Consider the following 20,365-nt stretch of genomic DNA (forward strand, 5'->3'; position numbering starts at 1 on the left):
TCTGTTACTTGAAATATTGGCCCTCCTCCCGCAGGCGCTTGCGAAGGAAATCGACATCGACCTGATGCACATCGGGGCGCGATTGCTTGGCGGCCAGAGCCGCTGCCATACCGGCAGCTTCGCCGGTGACCAGAGCGGGCGGCATCACACGCAGGCTGCCCAGAGCCTCTTCGTCGGCCGAGATGCAACGCCCGGCCGTGAGCAGGTTTTTCTTGCCTTTGGGGGTGAGGATACGGTAGGGGATACCATGCGACTCGCCGCGACCGTAGTGCTTGGCCTCGTAGCCGGGGATGTGTATATCAACAAAGTAGCAGTTGCGGCCAATCTCGTCGTCGAAACTGCGGCGTTCGAGCCAGTCGTGGATGGTGAAGATGTAGTCGCCCTCGATGCGTCGGCTTTCGCGGATACCCAGCAGCGAGGCGGTCTTCACGATGAAGCCGTTGCCATACACCTGCGGCTGGTAGTCCTTGAGCATGCGCAGGTATTCGGCGGCTACTTTGCGCCCCTTGATCATGGCCTCCGATACCTGCCAGGGGTCGGTCGAGTTGGTCATGTCGATGTGTCCGGCATTGAACTGCACGACGCCCGGACCGATGAGGTTGTTGCAGCTATGCTGATCGATTAGCGGGTATTTGCCCGATTTCAGTGCATCGTGAATGGGGCTGTCCTTGTTTTCCCAGTAGAGGTTGGGATTGGTGTTGTATCCGTAGGAGTCGACATTGGCAATCGAGAAGCAGAGGGTAGAGCGCTGCACCTTGTCGTCGGGGTTGCCCATGAAGTAGTTGGCCCCGGCCCATACGGCCAGGTCGCCGTCGCCGGTACAGTCGACAAAGACTTTCGCCTTGAAGGCGGTGAGTCCGTTTTTGTTGGCGACGATGATGGCCTGGATGGTGTCGTCCGAAGCCATCTCTACGTCGGCCAGGCGCGAGAAGAAGAGCACCTTGGCCCCCGACTCGCACACCATGTCGTCGTAGACGGTCATCAACTGTTCGGGGTTGATCGACACCCAGTCCAGCTTGTCGGCCGGTTCGTGCGGCACCCCTTTCTTGGCGGCGCGGAATACCTTCTCGGCCAACCCCCGGTAGATGATTTTCTCGCCGTCGGAGAAGGGACACCAGGCCGGAATCATGCCCGTGGTGCCCATGCCGCCCAGTTGGCCGGTGGCTTCGATGAGCAATGTCTTGGCACCTTCGCGGGCGGCCGATATGGCGGCTGTACACCCCGAGGGGCCACCGCCTACGACGATGACGTCCCAATCACTGTCTATCTGTATCTTTCTCCTCTTCATCGCGAGGGTCGATGGTTTCTCCCCGGCTTGCAAAATCGAGGGAACGGCCGAGGCTGCCAGCAGCATGCCGCTTTTCTGGATAAAATCTCTTCGGGATATTTTCGTGGGTTTCATATTGTTTCCTGTGGTTATGTTGTATAATGGTTTAGTCTTTGATATCGCTGCAAGTAAGTATGTTGGGGTAGGCGGCAAAGCGGGTGAAGTCGTCGCTGGCCGGATGCCCCGGTACCGGAATGAAGTAGTGTCGCTCTTTGTTCCAGGCATTCTCGCCAAACAGTACGAACGAGAGCTTGTATTGCGAGATGACGGGATAGAGGTATTGTGAGAAGAAGTTCGAAATTTTGATACCCTCCATGCCGGTACAAGTAATGGCCGGTATCTTTCGGTTCTTCCTGGCAAATTGGGTAATGACAGCCAAGTTGCGGTTCAGCTCTTGTATGAATTTTTGCCCGTCGTACTCTTCGGTTTGCAGTAATAGGGAGCTGACTCCTATTATGTCGACAAACTTGTTGCCGGGGTAGTAGGCCGGCAGGCAGGCGGTAGACCGGTTGTTGTAGACCGAGTAGGCGTAGAGCAGGTTGTGCACCTGTTTCTGGTCGCGCAGGTAGTTGACGGTGAGGGCCCAGAGCTGTTTATAGTCGTCGGCCTCACACAGTTGGGAGTTCCACCACAACGGTTGGTCATCGTTGTGGGCATGGAACGGTTGGAATATGACCGGAATCGGTTCGCCTGCTTCGTCTTTCAAGGAGGCAAAGAAGTCGGCCACCTTGTCCAGCGAAGCAAGGAACTCATTCCGAACAGAGTCATTCTCTACGATCAGTTTCACGGCATCGTGCCGGCTGCAATCGCTCGCGTCGCCTCCCGTCACGGGGTTGCTGGCCCGCCAGGTAAAGAGCGATATGCCTCCCTGGCGATTCACCTCGCGCACATAGTCGATGAGCGTGGCGAAAGCAATGGAATCGCCATTCAACCGACTGCCATGCTCGATGTTCCCGATGTCCCAGCCAAACACGGCCGGGTAGTCGCCGCACACCGACTTTACATCGGAGCGGCCCCTCTCCTGGAACCATTTGTAACCATAGGCCAAATCGTCTTGATGGCCGAGCATGATACCCTTGTCCAACTCGTGTTGCAACTTCAGGTACAGTTTTACTGTCCCGGCCGAGGCCTTCCCGTCGCTTATGGCCGGGGAGTTTTTCCCCTTTTGGTTGGTAGAGCCACAAGCGACGAGCAGGGCCGCGTTCAGGATCAGAATCAGTTGAATGATGCGATTTCTCATTTCTTACAAATTCGATATGACCACACGATGTCGCAGATCGTTTTCGAGGATTAGTTCAAATAGTTGTCGCTGCCTTCCCAGCCGGCGTTTTGGGTAAGTACGCCGCCCGACAGGTCGATTTGCGTTTGCGGAATCGGCAAGAAACCACCGGTTTCGGCACGGAACTCGATATTCTTGGTAGCGGCATTGGCTTGACCACGGCGGTTGTAGGTGACGATGCCGGTCTGGTTGGCCGTAATCTGGTCTTCGTCGTGCCAGCGCAGCAGGTCGTAATAGCGGATACCTTCAAAGGCCAGTTCGAAGCGGCGTTCGGCCTTGATGTTTTCGAGCGTGGCCGGAACCGAACCCAGGCCCACACGGCTTCTCACGCGGTCGAGATACTGTTGTGCGTTGGGAGCACCCAGCTCGGCGGCCATGAGCAGCACGTCGGAGAAGCGGATGATAATCAGGTCTTGAATATTGTCGCGCTGGTAGTCGGTACCCTCCATGCCATAGAGCTCGTGGCTGAAGTTGTGGACGTCGGTTTTCGTTTCGTCGGTCCACACGTTGATAGGCATGTATTTCTTCTGGAAGTAGCAGGTATTGTCTTCCTGGTTGCCGCCGCCGAAGTCGAAGTCGGCCACCTCGTCGGTGTTTCTGACATCGAGCACCGAGGCATCGCGACGCAAGTCGTTGGGATCCCAGTCGTCATAGATTTTGGGGTTGACCGTACCCATGCCCCAGCCTTGACCGAAGGGGAAGGTCTTGGTGTAGTTCTGTTCGCGGAAACCCGAGTAGAGGCAAATCTGGTTGCTCTTCTGTTGAGGCGAGTTCCAGTCGTTGGCCAACGACGAATACTTGATCGAGAATACCGTCTCGGCCGTACCGTCACCGGCCCAACTGAGGTTGTTGTCGGCCGTATACTTGTAATCCTTTACATAGGAGTAGGCCCACAGGTTGCGGAAGTCGGGCAGCAGGTCGTGGCCGCTGTTCTCCACACAGTCGACAATCCAGGTGACTACCTGGTCTTTCGTTATCTGAGAGCCGTCGGCCAGAGGCAGAGTTGCGGTCTGGTAGTAGCCGGTATAGAAGAGGAAGACACGGGCCATCAAGGCTTCGGCAGCCCATTTGGTTACCCGGCCCAGGTCTTTGGCCCGGTCGATGTCCTGGAATTTCACGCTGGGCAACAGCTCGATGGCCGTCTTCAGGTCGGTAGCGATTTGTCCGTAGAGTTCGGTAGTCGATGCCTTGGGAATGTTTACCGGCTCGGGATTGAGTACCAGAGGTACCTGTCCGAACATACGGGCCAGGTCGAAGTAGAAGTAGGCACGCAGGAAGTGGGTCTCGCCCAGAATCTTGTTTTTCGACTCCTCGCTGTTCCATACCACCTGGTCGAGGTTGGAGAGCAGGTAGTTGCTGCGGTATACCCCGAAGTACATGGCACGCCACGGGTTGTTGAACATGTCTTCGCTGCTCTTCTTGAACTGGTCGATAGCCTTGCAGCTCTTATCGTCGGGACCACCGCCGCCCAGACGGTCGTCGGACATCAGTTCCGAAACGAAGAAGAGGCTGCCCAGCGGCTCGGGGCGTCCCAGAATAGAGTATACGCCCGTGAGCAGTTGCGACACATCGGCTTCGGTGCGCGGGAAGTTGCTCGAGTCTTTCTTGGTCTTGTTGCTCGAATCGAGAAAATCCTCACAACTGGTGAGCAAGAGGATACCGATCATAAAATACAATATCTTTTTCATATCGTGATTTCTTTTTTGCGGTTAAACGGTTTTTGGTATGATGAGTTAGAATTTGAGGTTAACACCGAACATGTAGGTGCGAGAGCCGGGATAGTAACCCAGGTCGATGCCCGAGGTCCAGTTGTCGCCGCCTCCGTAGCCTACTTCGGGATCCATACCCGAGTAGTTGGTAAAGGTGAAGAGGTTTTGTACACTGGCATACAAGCGCAGTTGCGAGATGAATTTCGATTTGATCAGGCGGCTGAAGTCGTAGCCCAGCGTCACGTTGCTGATGCGGAAGTAGTCGCCGTCTTCGATATAGAGGTCCGATACGTAGCCGTAGTTGATGGAGCTGCCGTTGATCGAGGGCAGACGGTTCGAGGTACCCTCGCCGTGCCAGCGGCCCAGAATCTCGGTAGTGTAGTTGTCGAATGTCGTGTTGGTGTTGTTACGGTACGACTTGGCAATCTGGTTGCCGGCTACGCCATAACCCGTGAGCGAGAAGTCGAAACCTTTGTAACCCAGGTTTATCGAGATACCGTACGTTACATCGGGGTGGGGGTCGCCGATAAAGGTCTTATCGCCGTCGTCGATGGAGCCGTTGTTGTTCAGGTCCATGAAGATGACATCGCCGGGTTTGGCATCGGGCAGGATTTTCTTGGTGGCACCGGTCTCGGGGTCGGTCCAGGTATACGAGTCGATTTGTTCCTGGTTCTGGAAGATACCGTTCGTCTTGTAGCCGTGGAAGAAACCTACGGGTTGTCCCACTTCGGCACGGGCCAGATAGGTGGTGTTGTGGGTAAGGATGTTGGAGGTACCGTTGATGAAGCCTTCGCCGTTATCGATGCTGAGTACCTCGTTGTGGTTGTACGACATGTTGCCTTTGATGCTGTAGGTAAAGTCGCCCACCTGGTCGGTCCAGTCGAGAGCAATTTCGACACCGGTGTTTCTGATGTCACCGCCGTTGATGTAGGGGGCGTCGGTACCCCAGATACCCAGGCCTTGCGGTTTCACGAGCCAGCCGAGGGTCAGTTTTTCGTACCAGTCGAACGAGAATCCCAGACGGCCTTTCAGGAAACGGGTATCCAAACCGATATCGGTCTGACGCGAAGTCTCCCAGGTGAGGTCGGGGTTGGCAATCTTGTCGGCATAGGCACCGATGGTGTAGGCCGACTTGTCTTCGCCGAAGTAGTAGATGGCGGCGTTGGTGGCGTTGCCGATGGCGATGGTCTCGAGGTAGGCGAGGCGGCCGATGTTGCAGTTACCGTTCTCACCCCAGCTGGCGCGGAGTTTCAACTGGTCCATGAAGTTCACGTTTTCTTTGAAGAAATTCTCCTCGTGGATGTTCCAACCGGCCGATACCGAGGGGAAGTAACCCCAGCGGTGACCGCGGGCGAAGTTGGACGAACCGTCGGCACGCATCGTCACGCTGGCCATGTATTTGCCTTTGTAGTCGTAGTTGACACGACCGAAGAACGAGACGATACTGCCGTCGTCCCAGGGCGAACCGGTAGCGGTGGTTGTTCCGCTGGTCACGGTCTTGACGTTGCTCAGGTAGGCATATTCAAACGAGTCGAACTCCGAACCCTTGTTCGAACCGGCCAGGTTTTCACCGAATCCCCAGCGCTCGAGCGAGTTACCTACCAATACGTTGAATTTGTGGAAGTCGTTCAGCGTGAAGTCGTAGGAAACCGTGTTGTCCCAGCTCCATTGCAAGCCGTTCCACGAGCTTTGAGTCACCTTGTCCTGGTCCGAGAAGTTGACCGAGTTCAACCGATAGACCGGCGTATATTCGCGGCTGGTACCGCCGTTGTAGGCATAGCCGAAGGTCGAGCGCCATTTCAGGTTCTTGATGGGTTCGAAGATGAGGTAGAGGCTACCGCGCACCGAGTAGTTTTTGCTGGTTACGCGCGAGCGCAGGTAATCCATTTGAGCGATGGGGTTTACCGACTGGTAGTCGAGCCCTTCGAGCGGGTCGTGGTAGTCGCCGTTCTCGTCGTATACGGGGAGCAGCGGGTTACCGGCCAGGGCGCTGCGCACGTCGTTCCAGTAGATGTTGCCGGTACCCATACCCAGGCCCGAGCTGCTCACGTGGCCGGCCGTAAGGGTCTCGCCAAAGGTAAGTATGTTGCGGTCGCCGCTGCGGATGACGTGGTGTTCCGAGTTCAAACGCAGGGTGTAACGCTCGTAGAGCGATTTCACTTCGGGATTCTCCAGACCGATAACCGGCTCTTGCGACGTGTAGGAGAAACCGAACGAGAAATTGGAGATGTCGTTACCGCTGGTCACGTTCACGGCATGTCCCATTTGCGGAGCATTCTCGAGTGTCATCTCTTTCAGCCAGTTGGTGCCGGTGAAAGTACCGTTGTCTACCCCTTCGAGAATACTGCCGGGAATACGGTCGGCAAAGTATTGGCGGTCGTAACCGGCCTCGTTGAGGATTTCGAGATACTGTTTGGCATTCAGGGGTGTAGCCGTCTTGGCCAGGTTCTGGAAGCCGATGTAGCCGTCGTACTCGATGGTGGCTTTTCCCTTTTTACCCTGCTTGGTAGTTACCAGAATAACGCCGTTGGCGGCACGGGCACCGTAGATGGCGGCCGAGGCAGCATCTTTCAGCACGTCGACCGATTCGATGTCCGAGGGGCTCAGCATCGAAATATCGCCGTTGGGCACACCATCTATAATATAGAGAGGATCCGAGGTGCCGATGGTACCGAGACCACGGATGGTTACTTTGAAACCGTCGCCCGGTTTACCGCTCTGCTTGATGATGTTGACACCCGGTGTTTGGCTCTGCAAGGCGCCCAGCGTATTCACCGTGTTCAGTTTGGCAATGTCGTCGCCTTTCACTTGTACGGTGGCGCCCGTTATCAGTTTCTTCTGTTGCACGCCGTAACCGATGGCCACAAATTCGTCGAGCATGTTCATGGCCGGGGTCATTTCGATAGTCAGGTAGGTTTTGCCTTTTACGTGTACCGTAGTCGTTTCATAACCCAGATACGAAACAACCAGAGCCGCATTGGGCGAAGCGGATAGCTCGAAACGGCCGTCCTTGTCGGTAATGGTTCCGTTGGTGGTGCCTTTTTCGGCAATGCTGGCTCCGATCAGCGGTTCGCCGGCCGAAACGACAATACCCGAAATTTTTGTCGACTGGGCAAATACGGAACCGCCGCACGCCATAAAAAGCAGCAAGAATACGAGGATATCCTTGATCCTCCCTCTTGTTTGTTTTTTGGTAAAGTTTTCTTTTTCCATGATTAGATTGTTGTGTGTTATTCTATGTTTTTTGCCTTGTGTCAAGTACGGAAATTTTGTATGTCAAAATTACTTCGTAGTTCTTTCGAGGGCTTGCATATATAAGTATTAGTATTTTCGTATGGTGAGGCTATGTTGTAAAAATGTAGCAAAGAGTTAAAGATATGTAGCCAGTTTTACCGGGCCGATATAATTCAAGAAAAAGCACTACATTTGTAGAGTAAAAGCAAAAGCCCTAATTCAAGAAGATTTCGTTTCACTGGACGATGATGCACACGAAAACACTACACATATTACTTAATTTGCTCTGGCTCTCTGTTTTTCCACTCTTGGCGAATACCGATAAGTTTTATGGTTTGCAGGAGGGACTCTCCAACAGTCATGTAAACAGTATCTATCAGGATAGGGCCGGTCTTATTTGGATTTGTACCGACAACGGGTTGAACAGTTTCGACGGGTTGAAGTTCAAGACCTACTACCACATACTCGACGATGAGACCTCGCTCGACAACAATTCGGTGCTGACGGTCTACGACGATACCAAAGGCAATCTGTGGGTGGGAACCACCGGCGGCCTGCAACTGCTCGACCGGACGACCGACCGCTTCACGACCATCCGTTTTTCCTACCCCTACATTACCGATTTCAGCTACATCAGCTGCATCATCGAGGACAGCCGGGGCAACATCTGGCTCTCGACCAGCCGGGCCGGTGCCATCTGTCTCAAGGGCGACGACCATCGTCCCGTCTACTACCTGCCTACCAACAGCAACATCTGCTCCGATAAAATCAATACGATATACGAAGACCGTTTCGGCAATATCTGGATCGGTTCGCAAGACAACGGTATCAGTGTGCTGAACATGGAAAACCACACCATTGTCAATTATGCACACGACCCCGACGACGAGAATTCGTTGTCGAGCAACAAGGTATTCTCGTTTGTCGAGCTCCCCGACGGCAACATGCTCATCGGTATGATCGACGGCGGTATCGACCTGTTCGACTACAACTCCAAGAAGTTTATCCGCAACTACATCCCCTCGGTCGAGGGGGCTTTCACCTTGAAGAAGGGGCTCCATAACAATATCTGGATTGGTACCGACGGGAACGGGCTTAAGAATTTCGATTACAAGACCGGGGCAATCAGCACCTACGACTCCGATTTGAACAGCGTAGACATGCACCACGCCAAGGTGCACGGTATCCTCGAAGACCGGCTGGGCAACCTGTGGCTCGTGCTCTACCAGAAGGGTATCATGATGATTCCCCAACAGGAGCGCATCTTCCACAACTGGGGCCTGAACTTCTTTCACCCCGAGTTGAATATCGGTACCGAGTGTGTGCTGAGCATTCTCGAGGACAGCGCCCGCCGCGTGTGGATAGGTACCGACGGCGACGGCATCTACCGCCTGAATGCCAACCGCAAGGTCGACCGCCATTACAGCACCGCCCAATTGCCGGCCAGTGTGGTACTGGCCATTTTCGAGGACAGCAAGAAACGCATCTGGCTGGGTACCTATCTGCACGGGCTCTATCTCTACGACGAGGGCTCCGACAGCTTCCGCAGCGTGAAACTGCACGCCGGCGGCAAGGCGGTGAAGGATATTTACACCATCGAAGAGAATGCCGACGGCACTCTGTGGATTGGTACCAACGAAAACGGCCTTTGCCTCTACAACCACGACACCGGTAAGATTACGAGCTACACCTACGATATGATGTACAGCGGCAACCAGATACCCAGTAACTCGGTGCATACCATACTCTTCGGGCGCGACAAGCAGGTATGGATAGGTACCAGTAGTGCCGGCATCAGTTGCTTCGACCAGAAGACCGGGCAGTTTCACGACTACAATGTCGAGAACGGCAAACTCAAAAACAACAACATCTACGCCGTAGCTCAGGACAAGGCCGGCAATATCTGGGTGGGGACCAAAGGCGGGCTGCACTACATCGACCTGAAGCGCGACACCATGCTGCTCTATACCGAGGCCGACGGGCTGGCCAACGCCTCTATTGCCGGCATCGAAATCGACGGGAACGGCAATCTGTGGATCAGCACCTCGCTGGGCCTCTCGTTCTACGATGTGAAGCAAAAGCGATTCTCCAACTACTACACCTCCGACGGCTTGCAGAACAACGAGTTCAGACGCGGAGCCCATTTCGGCTCCAAGACGGGCGAGCTCTTTTTTGGCGGCATCGACGGGCTCACGGCCTTCTATCCCTTTGTGCCGCATGCCGGGCACGAGCTCACCAACCTCATGTTTACCGACCTCTATTTCTATAACGAAAAAATCGAGGTGGGCGATACCGACGATGCCGTGCTGAAGCACAACATCAACGCGACCGACCGTATCAAGATCGGACACGATATTCGCAGCTTCTCCATCGAGTTTGCCGCACTCGAATACAATTCGCCCGAAAAGGTGATTTACCAGGTGAAGATGAAGAACTTCGATACCGAGTGGCGCACCCTGCCCGCAGGCAGTCGGCTGGCTACCTACACCAATCTGAACCATGGTTCCTACACCTTTATGGTGCGGGCCTTCCTGCCCGGGACGAAACCAGTCGAACGCAGTTTGCCCATTGTCATCACACCACCCTTCTGGCTCACGTGGTGGGCCAAGACCTTCTACATCCTCTGTGTGCTGGCCGCACTCTTCCTCTTCTTCTACATGATGGAGCGCCGGGTACGTCGCAAGAAAGAGACCATTCAGAAGGAGAACGACAACCTCATCATGCAATCGAAACTCCAGTTCCTCACCGACATATCGCACGAAATCAGAACCCCGTTGACCCTGATACTCTCGCCCATAGAGACCCTGATCAAGGATACGCCCGAGGGGTCGCTGCGCAATGTCTATAAGCTCATCAACCAGAACGGGCAACGCATCCTGCGCCTTATCAACCAGGTGATGGAGATGCGAAAACTCGACCGTGGTCAGGTGAGGCTGCTGGCTGCGCCTACCGATGTGGAGCACTTCTTCCGCGAGATATCCTCGTCGTTCGACAACATTGCCGAGGAGAAGAAAATTCGCTTCTCGTTGCAGGTCGAGCCGGGGTTGCCCAAGGTGTGGATTGATCAGGAGAAGCTCGACAAAGTGGTATTCAACGTGCTCTCCAACGCTTTCAAATATACCCCCGAGGGCGGCCGCATCGACATCACGATAGGGCGCGACGGCGACCAGTTGAGAATCTGTATCGCCGACTCGGGCGAGGGTATTCCGCCCGAACAGCGCGAGCTGATATTCAATCGCTTCTACCAGGTGCCCACGAGTGCCAACCGCAACAAGGTGGGCACGGGTATCGGGTTGCACCTCTCGCGCAGCCTCATGGAGATACACCACGGCCGCATCTATGTCGACGATTCTCCCTTTGGCGGGGCTGCGTTTGTCATCACGTTGCCCCTCGACAACAGCTATTTGAAGAAAGAGGAGATGCAGGCCGAGGGCTCCGAAAACAGCCTGGCCACACTGGTGCAGCCCGCGTTGCAAGACTTCGTCGAAGATACGCCCGAGGAACAGTCGCAGGGCTCGACGAGCACATCCCGGTACAAACTGCTGGTGGCCGAAGACGACAAGGATATACGCAAGTATCTGAAAGAGGTGCTTGGCGACTATCGGGTCATCGAGGCCGAAGACGGAGTGCAGGGGTTGGAACTCGTCATCAGCGAGATGCCCGATTGTGTGATTACCGATGTAATGATGCCCGAGATGGATGGCATCGAGTTGTGCAAGAAAATCAAAACCAACGACAAAACCTGCCATATCCCCGTCATCATGCTCACGGCAAAGACTGCTATCGAGCAGCGCATCGAGGGGCTCGAGGTGGGGGCCGACTCGTACATACCCAAGCCCTTCAACGTAGAGCACCTGCGTACCCGGGTGCGCAAGCTCATCGAGTTGCGTCGCACCATTCGCGAAAAATACGAGGGGAAACACGAGTTGCGCAAGGAAGACATCAAGATAAAGTCGGGCGACGAGAAACTGCTCGAGAAGCTGGAACAGATTGTCAAAGAGCAGATTTCCGACCCCAACCTCTCGGTCGAGACCATCAGCCGCCAAATCGGGGTGAGCCGTTCGCAACTCCAGCGCAAGCTCAAGCAACTGACCAACCAGAACCCGAGCGACTACCTCAAGACCACCCGTCTGCGCTATGCCGCCATGTTGCTGGTGACGAAAAACCTCTCCATCTCCGAGGTCACCTACGAGGCCGGCTTCTCGTCGCTTTCGCACTTCTCCAACAGCTTCCGCGACTTCTACGGCATGTCGCCCAGCCGCTATGTCGAGCTGAACCATGCTGGAGCCGCCCGGTCTGAGGAGGAGACCGACTCCGAAGCCACCGACGAGCCGAAACCGTCGGCCGACTGATTGCAGAATCTTTGCAGAACCTCCCGGGGCTGTGTCCCCGAAAGTGCGTGTAGACGGCACTTCTGCTACATAAACTGAAATCTGCGCTACATATATGAAAGAGCCGAGCCCCGCCCCGTGCCTATCTTTGCACTGTTAACGCAAATAGAATTTGAAATCATGAAAAGAGTGCAATGGATTTGGGTCGGGTTGCCGCTGTGGCTGTTGGCGGCATGCAGCCCGACAAGCAAACTGGTATTTGAAGACCATTTCGACGGTGAGGGGTTGCCCGATTCTACCCGATGGAATTACGAAGAGGGGTATGTGCGCAACGGCGAGTTGCAGTATTATACGGTAGCGCGGCCCGAAAACTGTTATCAGAAAGATGGCTGTCTGCACATAGTCTGCCGCAACGACAGTGCCCGCATCGAGCAGGGATTGTTCGGCAAGGCCTGGGCGACACCAGTCGATACGACCCGCTGCGACAGTGTGGCCCCCGTTACTTCGGCCAGCATTACCACCCGCGGATTGGGTGAGTGGAAATACGGTCGGGTAGAGGTACGGGCCAAATTGCCCGATTGCCGGGGCTCCTGGCCCGCCATCTGGATGAGGCCGGCTCGAGACACCTATGGCAAATGGCCCCGGAGCGGCGAAATAGACATTATGGAAAACGTGGGCTACGACCTGCCCAAGGTGCACTATGCCATACACACCGAGAAGTACAACCACACCAAGAACAACCAGAAACGCTTTACGGTCGACTGCCCCACGGTAGCCACCGATTTTCACGTGTATGGCTTCGAATGGCGGGCCGACAAACTCACCTGGTATCTCGACGGGGTCGAGACCTACTCGGTGGTCAAGGACGAAGAGGGCTGGGAAGCCTGGCCGTTTGACCAACCTTTCTACCTGATACTCAATTTCGCTTTCGGCGGAGGCTGGGGCGGTAGCCAGGGGGTGAACCTCGAGGGGCTGCCTCAGGAGTATGTAATCGACTACGTGAAGGTTTATCAATAGGTTTTCAATCATCATACATCGCGAGCCATCCTCTTACTGCCTCCCGGCAGGTTGTGCCTCCCGAAGTGAGGCACCTGAATCAATCGGAATTTCTGTTTCGGCCGGGAGGTAGGAGGGGTTGTGTTTGCCCCCTTGCAAGATTGCAGTTCGGGGGGCCTACCTGCGAAATAGCGCCTTCGGCAGAGGTTATGATGCGAGCAGAACGCTCCCGGTTTTCCTTTCGGAAAAATGCAAGAAAATAGTCACAAAAAGGCTTCTCCGGGGCCGCTCGGGCCGCTCTGCAACATATTTCAAAGTTTTTGCTACAATTTTTCAATAGCGAATGCAAAACTTCAAACAATCACATACTCGCAGTAAAGCCTTTCGTCCCGATTCAATCTACATTTGTGATGTCACAAGACAAGGACAGGATACAGACAATTATTTGTAAAACGTAAAATAAAAAATAGAAAGAGATTTATGAGAAAGAGATTCATTTCCATTTTGACGGCATTCTTTGGAATCTTAGGAGCCGCAGCCCAGGTTCCGGGTTCGTTTCAATATCAGGCCGTGATGCGCAACGACGACGGCAGCATCGCTTCCAACAAGCCCCTCGAGTTGAAGGTGCGCATTCATCAAGGCTCGGCCGACGGTACGGTAGTGTACGAAGAGGAGCATACCACCTCGACCAATGCCTCGGGTATCATCACCCTCAAGGTAGGAGAGGGCACCAACACGTCGCGTGTCAACGTACTCTACGATATTGACTGGAGTGCCGACGCCTACTTCTTCGAGACACAAGTCAACCGGGGTACCGGCTATGTGAGCCTGGGTACTCAGCAACTGCTCAGTGTGCCCTATGCCAAGTGTGCCGAAGTGGCCGACAACGTACACATAAAATCGCCCGATGGTAAAATGTGGCGCATCAAGGTGGCCAACGACGGTACAATCTCGACCGAAGCCGTAAACCAATAAAACAGATGAGACGATGATGAAGAAAGCTATACTATTATTATCGGTAGCGTCGGTATTGAGCGGGCAGGCCGTGGCTCAATCGGTTTTGTCGACATCAGGCTGCACGACCGAGACCCTCACCTGGACGTTGGGCGAGGTCTTCACCGAGTCGGTGTTGCGCTCCAATGTCGTTCGTTTCTCGCAAGGGTTCAATCAACCGATCGAGTTCTCGACCTCGGGTATCTTGAGCATAAAGGGCGATAACCTCACCTTTACCGCAGGCCCCAATCCCGTAGCCGATGTGCTGTATCTCACGGTTTCGGGCTCGGGGGTTACCACCTGGCAGCTCTACGATTTGCAGGGCCGCATGCTCGACTCGGGCCGTATGCTCGATGGACAGCAGGCCGTAATCGGGTTCGCCGACCGGAAAGCCGGAGAGTATCTGTTGAAAATGGAAAATGAGACAGGACGCCGTTCTGTCAAGATTATTAAAAAATAGGTGTGACGATGAAAAGATTTATTTTAGCCATATGGGCCGTATGTTTGCTTTCGGCAATTGACGTATGTGCCCAAACCATAAAGGGGATACCCTATCAGACCATAGTGCGCGACGAGCAAGGTAACCCCATGCCCAACCAGGAGGTGACGGTGCGTTTCTATATTCAGCGTACCTTGTCGACACGGTCCGATGCCGAACCTCAGTTGTTGTATAGCGAGACTCATTCGACCGTGAGCGATGCCAATGGACAGGTGAGCCTGCAAGTAGGTGCGGGTACTCCGCTCGAAGGCTCGTTCGAAGCCGTCGACTGGTGGGGAAAGGTTTCGATTGAAACCGAACTGGAATTGCCCGGCACGGGAGAACGGGTATTTACCACTACGCAAGAGTTGGGTACGGTGCCCTATGCCCTGTCGGCCGAGAAGGCTTTGCTGCTCAAGTCGGACGACGGTACGCAATGGAGTCTCGAGTGCGACAACGAGGGTAACCTGAAGTCGGTGAAAATTCCCCAACGCTATACCAAGCTGGTATTCTCCGACGAGTTCGAGGGTACCGGTCTGCCCGACGACAGCAAGTGGGGCTATGAAGAGGGTTACACCCGCAACGGCGAGGAACAGTATTATACGGTAGCCCGCGAGGAGAACTGCTACATGGCCGACGGCTATCTGCACATCGTCTGCCGCAACGACAGCGCCCTCATCGAGAATGCGCTCTATGAGAAACCCTGGAGCGCTGGCGGTTCGCACGGCTATCGGGCCGATACGATTATCCCCATCACTTCGGCCAGTGTCGTGACCAAAGGCAAGTTTGCCTTCACCTACGGTCGGGTAGAGGTACGTGCCAAACTGCCCGTGTGTCTGGGTTCCTGGCCTGCCATCTGGATGTTCCCGCAAGACCGTAGCGACTGGCCTGCCTGTGGCGAAATCGATATTATCGAGCATGTAGGCTACGATCCCGGAAACATCTATTTCACGGTTCACTCGACCGAACTCAATGGCAACAACCAACCCAACCGTTACGCCTCGAGCGCACCTATCGAGAATCCCGAAGATTGGCACGTCTATGCCTTCGAATGGCATCCCGACCGGCTCATGTGGTATATCGACGACGAGCTCCAGTTCACCGTAGTACGGTCGCGGGTTTACTCCGACAGCAACTGGCCTTTCAACAAGGATTTCTATCTGTTGCTCAACTTCGCCTTCGGTGGTGGCTGGGGAGGCCGCGAGGGTATCGACATAGAGGCATTGCCGCGTGAGTATGTGATAGACTATGTACGAGTATACCAGTAACATAAAGATAAAACGGATAAAACCAATAAGACTAAAATCATGAAAAAAACAACTACACTTGTCTGTACCGTCCTGATGGCGGCTATGTGTAGCTTCCCCGGGAGAGCCGACAAGGTCTACTATGTCGATCCCGATGGAAACGCACCCGACGGTATGACGGTCGATGCCGTCTATACCAAAGTGGCTTCGGCCATCAACAACGTAACGGCCGACGAGCCGGTAACCATCTACCTGAAACCGGGTCACGAGTTTAAAGAGAGTAACATGACCACCGGCACGAACCGGGTCGATTTGACAATCATCGGCGACAGCTCCACCATCAATGCCGGTACCGCTCAGCGTATCTTGCGCACCGAGGCTGCCCGTCTGGTCTTGAAGGGCATCACCTTCACCGGAGTCAAAGACTACACCAGCATGGGCGGTGTGCTCTACTTTGCCGGCAATGCCGGCAGTGCCTCCGAACTGGTAGTCGACAGCTGTGCCTTTGAAAACTGTTCGCTGACATCGGGAGCCGACGGCGGTGCCGCCATCGCTACCGGTACGAATGCCATGAGCGTGACCATTACCAACTGCGTGTTCAAGAACAACGAGACCGAAGGATACAGAGACTCCATGAGTGGTACCTCTATCCATTTCCAGGGTAAAGATGGGGTTTTCACTCTCGAAAACTCTATCTTCCAGGGCAACGTGATTAACTCCAATTCGGGAGCCAACGCCGTGGGTATCGTCAACAACTCGAACGTGCAGGCCCGCCTGGTCAACAACACTTTCTACAACAACACTACGCTGGGTGTTCCCGTAGGCTCTGTTCCCAATATCCTGTTCAATGGATCTTCCAATACGGCCGAGGTGGTGAACAACACCTTCTACTTCGATTTGAGAGACGATGCCGAGGGTGAGGAGGGCGACCAGACCCTGATGAAGAAGGTCTACAAAAGAACCTCTGCCGTCAACGTGGGCGAGACCGGCAACAATACCCTCTACTTCGTCAACAACGCCGTGGTCGGTTTGCGCAGTGCCGTCATTTCGCCGGCTGCTACGGGACGTACCATCGTGTGCCGCAACAACTACGCCGCCGTGCTCGAGCCTCACGCCTATGTAACCGAACTGGCCAACGAGGTCGATGGCAACGTGCTGCTCACGGCGCGCGAGTCGAATGTGGGCGATCCCTTCATTGCCGACATCGACAGCCTCACTACGTTGATAGGTGAGGTGGGATTCGCCGATACGCTTTCGACCGATAACTTCGTACCCTATCTGGCTACGACCGAAGAGAGTCTGCTCATCGATGCCGGTACGGCCGAATATCTGGTGGGCGATGCAAATATCGTCCCCGGGGTCGATGTGCTGGGCAATGCCCGCGACGACGAGGGTGTCGACATCGGTGCCTATGAATATGTGACCGAAGATGTGCCTACGGCTGTTGCCTCGGTCGATGCCGCCCCCGACTTCAGAGTCTATGTACGTTCGGGCGAACTGGTAGTCGAGAATCATACCGATACCGCATTCGAGGTAAATCTTTTCCAAATCGACGGCCGTCGGGTAGGCACCCTGTCGGTACCGCAATCGGCCGTGGTAGCCCGGGCTTCTCTCGCCCACGGCGTTCTGCTGGTCGTAGCCACCGACGGTACGACACAAATCACGAAAAAAGTAATCTTATAAACTTAATATCAATATTTTATGAAAAAGAAGTTCTTATTAGTAGCTCTGTTGGCAGGTTCTCTCGGAGCAAACTCCTTTGCTGCCACAGAAATTTATGTGAAAGCCAGTACGGGTAGCGACAGCTACAATGGATTGTCTTGGGACACCGCTTTCAAAACCGTAAGCAAAGCAATAGGTAGTGTACAAGAGAACGAGGAGACGATTATCTACCTCGAGGCCAATACTGTATTCGATACAGGTGGTCAGTTGGATTTGGGTAACAACAAGATTGTTTCGATTATCGGCGACAACACCACGCTGCGCGCCGCCGAGAAAGCCGGTAAGGATGGTGGCGAAGGTGCCCGCATCTTGCGTGCTGTCGGTGGTTGCGACCTGTCGCTGAAGGGCATCACCTTCCTCAACGGTCGCCAGATCGAGTATAACCCCGGCGGTGGTGTATTCTTTGCCGGTAACACGCTGGTAGTCGATAGCTGTACCTTCATCGACAACGAGTCGGGCTCGGGGGGCTCGGGTATTGCTTCTCGTGGTGTGAGTGTAACGGTTCGCAACTCCTATTTCGACGGCAACTACGTGAACAGCGGTTACGGTACGGGTGCTGCCATCGTACAAGCCGGTGTGAACAATGGCGAGGCCGGTACGCTGCTGGTAGAGAACTGTACCTTCTACCGCAACGACCTGAACGGTGTGGGTACGGCTATCTCGACGAAAGATGCCGGTGCCGGATACTCCAACATGAAAGAGGTGAAGATTGTCAACTGTACCTTCCTCGAGAACACCTCCGACCTGGCCAACCAGGCTGCCATCGATGTATCGGACAACAGCGAAATCCCCGTCAAAATTATAAACAACACCTTCTACGGTAACGACGGTGCTCTGCGTGTAGGCGACATCTACGGCGAAAAGGGCGGCGAAGTTATCTTCATCAACAACCTCGTATTTGCCAACGCTTCGGGTATCTTTGGTGCCGAGGGTTATTCGGTTGCCGACCTCCGTTCGCCCATCATCGGCTACAACAATATCATTGTAGGTGCCGAGCGTGGTGTCAACGAATTCATCGACGACGAGTGCTTCAACGACAAGAAAGACCTGTACAACAACCGCGTGGAGACGCTGGCCTCGTATCCGCTCTCGATGGTCGCTTTGGCTACCGAACTCTCGACCGACAACTATGTACCTTACCTGGCTTTGACGGCCGAGAACAGCGACGCCGTAAATGCCGGTTACGCTACGGGTTCCTATGCCGAACTCATCCCCGCGACCGATATTCGTGGCAAGTATGCTGCCGGTACAAGAGATATCGGTGCCTATGAATACGGAGGTCTCGATGATGATGAATCGGCCATTTCGTCGGTTGTTGCCGATGCTTCCGATTTCGTAATCGCTCGCAATGGCGACCAGGTTACGGTTGTCAACACCGCCGACCGTCGCTTCACCCTCACCGTAGTCGACATGCTGGGCCGCACGCTCTATACTGCCGAGGCTGCCGGTCAACTCACGGTCGACAAACAGGAGCTGGGTGCTCGTTGCGTCATCTTCGTACTCACCGACGGAGTAAGCAAGAAAGCTGAAAAAGTAATGTTGTAATCTAATGTGTTTCTCCGGTAGGAGATAGGATTGGTTATAGTGTAGCCCTGCCTGAATATTCAGGTGGGGCTGCTTTTTTGTGTTTAGGGGTGATGGTTGAAGCGGGAGTTACCTTTGACGATTCACTCCTTGTCGTTGTCGAAATCAATCAGCGGGTTATCATTCCATCGGTCAAAATCCGATTGAAACAATTTATCCTGGATGAGGCGATATTTTTCAAATTCGGTTTCGGCATATAATTTGGCTTGCTCGGTCGATACGGTTCCGGCATCGGCCAATATGGGCCTGTCGTCACTATCCAGAAATTTATCTATTCGTATGGCCCAGTCTTCCATTGTCATGGGAATGCGACGCTTGGCTCTGTCTTCAGCCAAATCGAGAAACGCGTTAACAATTCTTCCCATCGACTCCAGTTCGTCTCCTTTCAAATAGTTTTTAGCAACCGCCACATCGGTTTTTACGATTTTTCCATTAGGCGCGTTTTCCCAAGAGGTAAGGCCCATGTGTTCTTTTTCGGCATTGGCTCGTTCTACAATCAACTCTGCAGCCGTGTGCCCGTGAACCGCATAGTGTATCTTGTTTTGTACTTTTTGGAAAAACAAACGGGTAGTGGGAGCGTTGCGGTTATAGTCGATACTTGTTGCGTAAATATCGGTCAGCTTTTGATAGAAGCGGCGCTCGCTCAATCGAATTTCACGAATCTCGGCAAGCAGATGCTCAAAATAGTCTTCATTGAGAAATGAGCCATTCTCCATACGTTTTTTGTCAATGACATAACCTCGTATGGCAAATTGACGCAGAATATATGTGCACCACTGACGGAATTGCGTTGCCCGTATCGAATTGACTCGGTAACCGACCGAGATAACGGCATCCAAATTATAATACTTTGTAGCGTACTCTTTTCCGTCGGCGGCAGTTCGTCGGAATTTCCGACAAACTGAATCTTCTTGTAACTCACCACTTTGAAAGATATTCTGCAAATGCTCGGTTATTGTAGAGCGACCTTTGTCGAACAGTAGAGCAATGGCGTCTTGGGTCAGCCAAAGGGTCTCGTCTCTATACATCACTTCTATACCGTCTTCTTGGTTTTCTATTTGAAATATGAGAAATTCGGCCGTGCTGTTACGTATCTGGAGTTTTTTGCTCATGACATGTCTTTTTCAAAAGAGTATTTCAGTTGATGTTTGAATATGGGTTGAGTCATATGACGCTCTCTTGCAAATATATTGTTTTTATCCGATATGTTTGTTTGTGAAAGGTGTGTTTCTCAGAATTTGGCAGAAAGAACGGGCAAAGGAGGTTCCTTCTTTGGGAATGGAAATACTGCGGCATGGCAAAAAAATCTCAAACAAGTTAGTCTTTTTGTATTTACCTTTCACTATCTTTTCATAAAATAGGATTCGGTTCGGCATAAAAAATCAAGCGAGCTTATTTTTTCTGCTCTCACCTTTCACTATCTTTGTTACACGAAGATAGGATGCGGCTCGGCATAGTCAAATTG

Annotated in this window: 12 protein-coding genes; 7 read left to right on the forward strand and 5 right to left on the reverse strand. The window is 53.7% G+C overall.

Features of this window, described 5'->3' with window-relative positions; genetic code table 11:
* Positions 1–4: 4 nt before the first annotated feature.
* The 4 genes from Q1K76_RS00950 to Q1K76_RS00965 are packed head-to-tail and all read right to left on the reverse strand — an operon-like array spanning position 5 to position 7,528.
* Entirely contained in the window at positions 5–1,402 is a 1,398-nt protein-coding gene (locus tag Q1K76_RS00950; protein ID WP_258326430.1) for an FAD-dependent oxidoreductase, read from the reverse strand.
* A gap of 31 nt (positions 1,403–1,433) precedes the next feature.
* Complete coding sequence (locus Q1K76_RS00955) at positions 1,434–2,567, reverse strand: glycoside hydrolase family 26 protein (protein ID WP_258326429.1); 1,134 nt, start codon at positions 2,565–2,567, stop codon at positions 1,434–1,436.
* Positions 2,568–2,617: 50 nt separating this feature from the next.
* Positions 2,618–4,294, reverse strand: coding sequence for a RagB/SusD family nutrient uptake outer membrane protein (locus Q1K76_RS00960; protein ID WP_300130362.1), 1,677 nt, complete (start codon positions 4,292–4,294; stop codon positions 2,618–2,620).
* A gap of 45 nt (positions 4,295–4,339) precedes the next feature.
* Positions 4,340–7,528 carry a TonB-dependent receptor gene (locus Q1K76_RS00965; protein ID WP_300130364.1) on the reverse strand — a complete coding sequence of 1,063 codons (3,189 nt, stop codon included), beginning with the start codon at positions 7,526–7,528 and terminating at the stop codon, positions 4,340–4,342.
* A gap of 329 nt (positions 7,529–7,857) precedes the next feature.
* Here Q1K76_RS00965 and Q1K76_RS00970 point away from each other — a divergent pair, with 329 nt between their 5' ends.
* The 7 genes from Q1K76_RS00970 (at position 7,858) to Q1K76_RS01000 (ending at position 18,861) form a co-directional block, all read left to right on the forward strand.
* Complete coding sequence (locus Q1K76_RS00970; protein WP_300130365.1) at positions 7,858–11,901, forward strand: two-component regulator propeller domain-containing protein; 4,044 nt, start codon at positions 7,858–7,860, stop codon at positions 11,899–11,901.
* A gap of 159 nt (positions 11,902–12,060) precedes the next feature.
* Positions 12,061–12,897, forward strand: a complete 837-nt coding sequence (locus Q1K76_RS00975; RefSeq protein WP_298663453.1) for a glycoside hydrolase family 16 protein — start codon at positions 12,061–12,063, stop codon at positions 12,895–12,897.
* Between the two features lie 459 nt (positions 12,898–13,356).
* Positions 13,357–13,851, forward strand: coding sequence for a hypothetical protein (locus Q1K76_RS00980; RefSeq protein WP_258326424.1), 495 nt, complete (start codon positions 13,357–13,359; stop codon positions 13,849–13,851).
* Between the two features lie 13 nt (positions 13,852–13,864).
* Positions 13,865–14,329: a T9SS type A sorting domain-containing protein gene (locus Q1K76_RS00985; protein WP_258326423.1), complete on the forward strand. Its 465-nt coding sequence runs from the start codon at positions 13,865–13,867 to the stop codon at positions 14,327–14,329.
* An 8-nt stretch (positions 14,330–14,337) separates the two neighbouring features.
* The gene (locus Q1K76_RS00990; RefSeq protein WP_258326422.1) at positions 14,338–15,615 is read left to right on the forward strand and encodes a family 16 glycosylhydrolase; all 1,278 of its coding nucleotides are present in this window, start codon (positions 14,338–14,340) and stop codon (positions 15,613–15,615) included.
* A gap of 39 nt (positions 15,616–15,654) precedes the next feature.
* A complete protein-coding gene (locus Q1K76_RS00995; protein WP_300130369.1) occupies positions 15,655–17,277 on the forward strand; it encodes a choice-of-anchor Q domain-containing protein in 1,623 nt (540 codons plus the stop codon).
* 18 nt (positions 17,278–17,295) lie between these two features.
* A complete protein-coding gene (locus tag Q1K76_RS01000) occupies positions 17,296–18,861 on the forward strand; it encodes a right-handed parallel beta-helix repeat-containing protein (protein WP_300130373.1) in 1,566 nt (521 codons plus the stop codon).
* Between the two features lie 122 nt (positions 18,862–18,983).
* Here the strand turns inward: Q1K76_RS01000 and Q1K76_RS01005 are convergent, their stop codons facing one another.
* Complete coding sequence (locus tag Q1K76_RS01005) at positions 18,984–20,012, reverse strand: virulence RhuM family protein (RefSeq protein ID WP_087408068.1); 1,029 nt, start codon at positions 20,010–20,012, stop codon at positions 18,984–18,986.
* Between the last annotated feature and the right edge of the window lie 353 nt (positions 20,013–20,365).

The organism is uncultured Barnesiella sp. (assembly GCF_946496565.1).
Lineage (GTDB): Bacteria > Bacteroidota > Bacteroidia > Bacteroidales > Barnesiellaceae > Barnesiella > Barnesiella merdigallinarum.

Bases quoted from the DNA above. Each gene is read 5' to 3' on its own strand.
- Q1K76_RS00950 (WP_258326430.1), bottom strand. From the start codon at position 1,402: ATGAAACCCACGAAAATATCCCGAAGAGATTTTATCCAGAAAAGCGGC.
- Q1K76_RS00955 (WP_258326429.1), bottom strand. From the start codon at position 2,567: ATGAGAAATCGCATCATTCAACTGATTCTGATCCTGAACGCGGCCCTG.
- Q1K76_RS00960 (WP_300130362.1), bottom strand. From the start codon at position 4,294: ATGAAAAAGATATTGTATTTTATGATCGGTATCCTCTTGCTCACCAGT.
- Q1K76_RS00965 (WP_300130364.1), bottom strand. From the start codon at position 7,528: ATGGAAAAAGAAAACTTTACCAAAAAACAAACAAGAGGGAGGATCAAG.
- Q1K76_RS00975 (WP_298663453.1), top strand. From the start codon at position 12,061: ATGAAAAGAGTGCAATGGATTTGGGTCGGGTTGCCGCTGTGGCTGTTG.
- Q1K76_RS00980 (WP_258326424.1), top strand. From the start codon at position 13,357: ATGAGAAAGAGATTCATTTCCATTTTGACGGCATTCTTTGGAATCTTA.
- Q1K76_RS00985 (WP_258326423.1), top strand. From the start codon at position 13,865: ATGATGAAGAAAGCTATACTATTATTATCGGTAGCGTCGGTATTGAGC.
- Q1K76_RS00990 (WP_258326422.1), top strand. From the start codon at position 14,338: ATGAAAAGATTTATTTTAGCCATATGGGCCGTATGTTTGCTTTCGGCA.
- Q1K76_RS00995 (WP_300130369.1), top strand. From the start codon at position 15,655: ATGAAAAAAACAACTACACTTGTCTGTACCGTCCTGATGGCGGCTATG.
- Q1K76_RS01000 (WP_300130373.1), top strand. From the start codon at position 17,296: ATGAAAAAGAAGTTCTTATTAGTAGCTCTGTTGGCAGGTTCTCTCGGA.
- Q1K76_RS01005 (WP_087408068.1), bottom strand. From the start codon at position 20,012: ATGAGCAAAAAACTCCAGATACGTAACAGCACGGCCGAATTTCTCATA.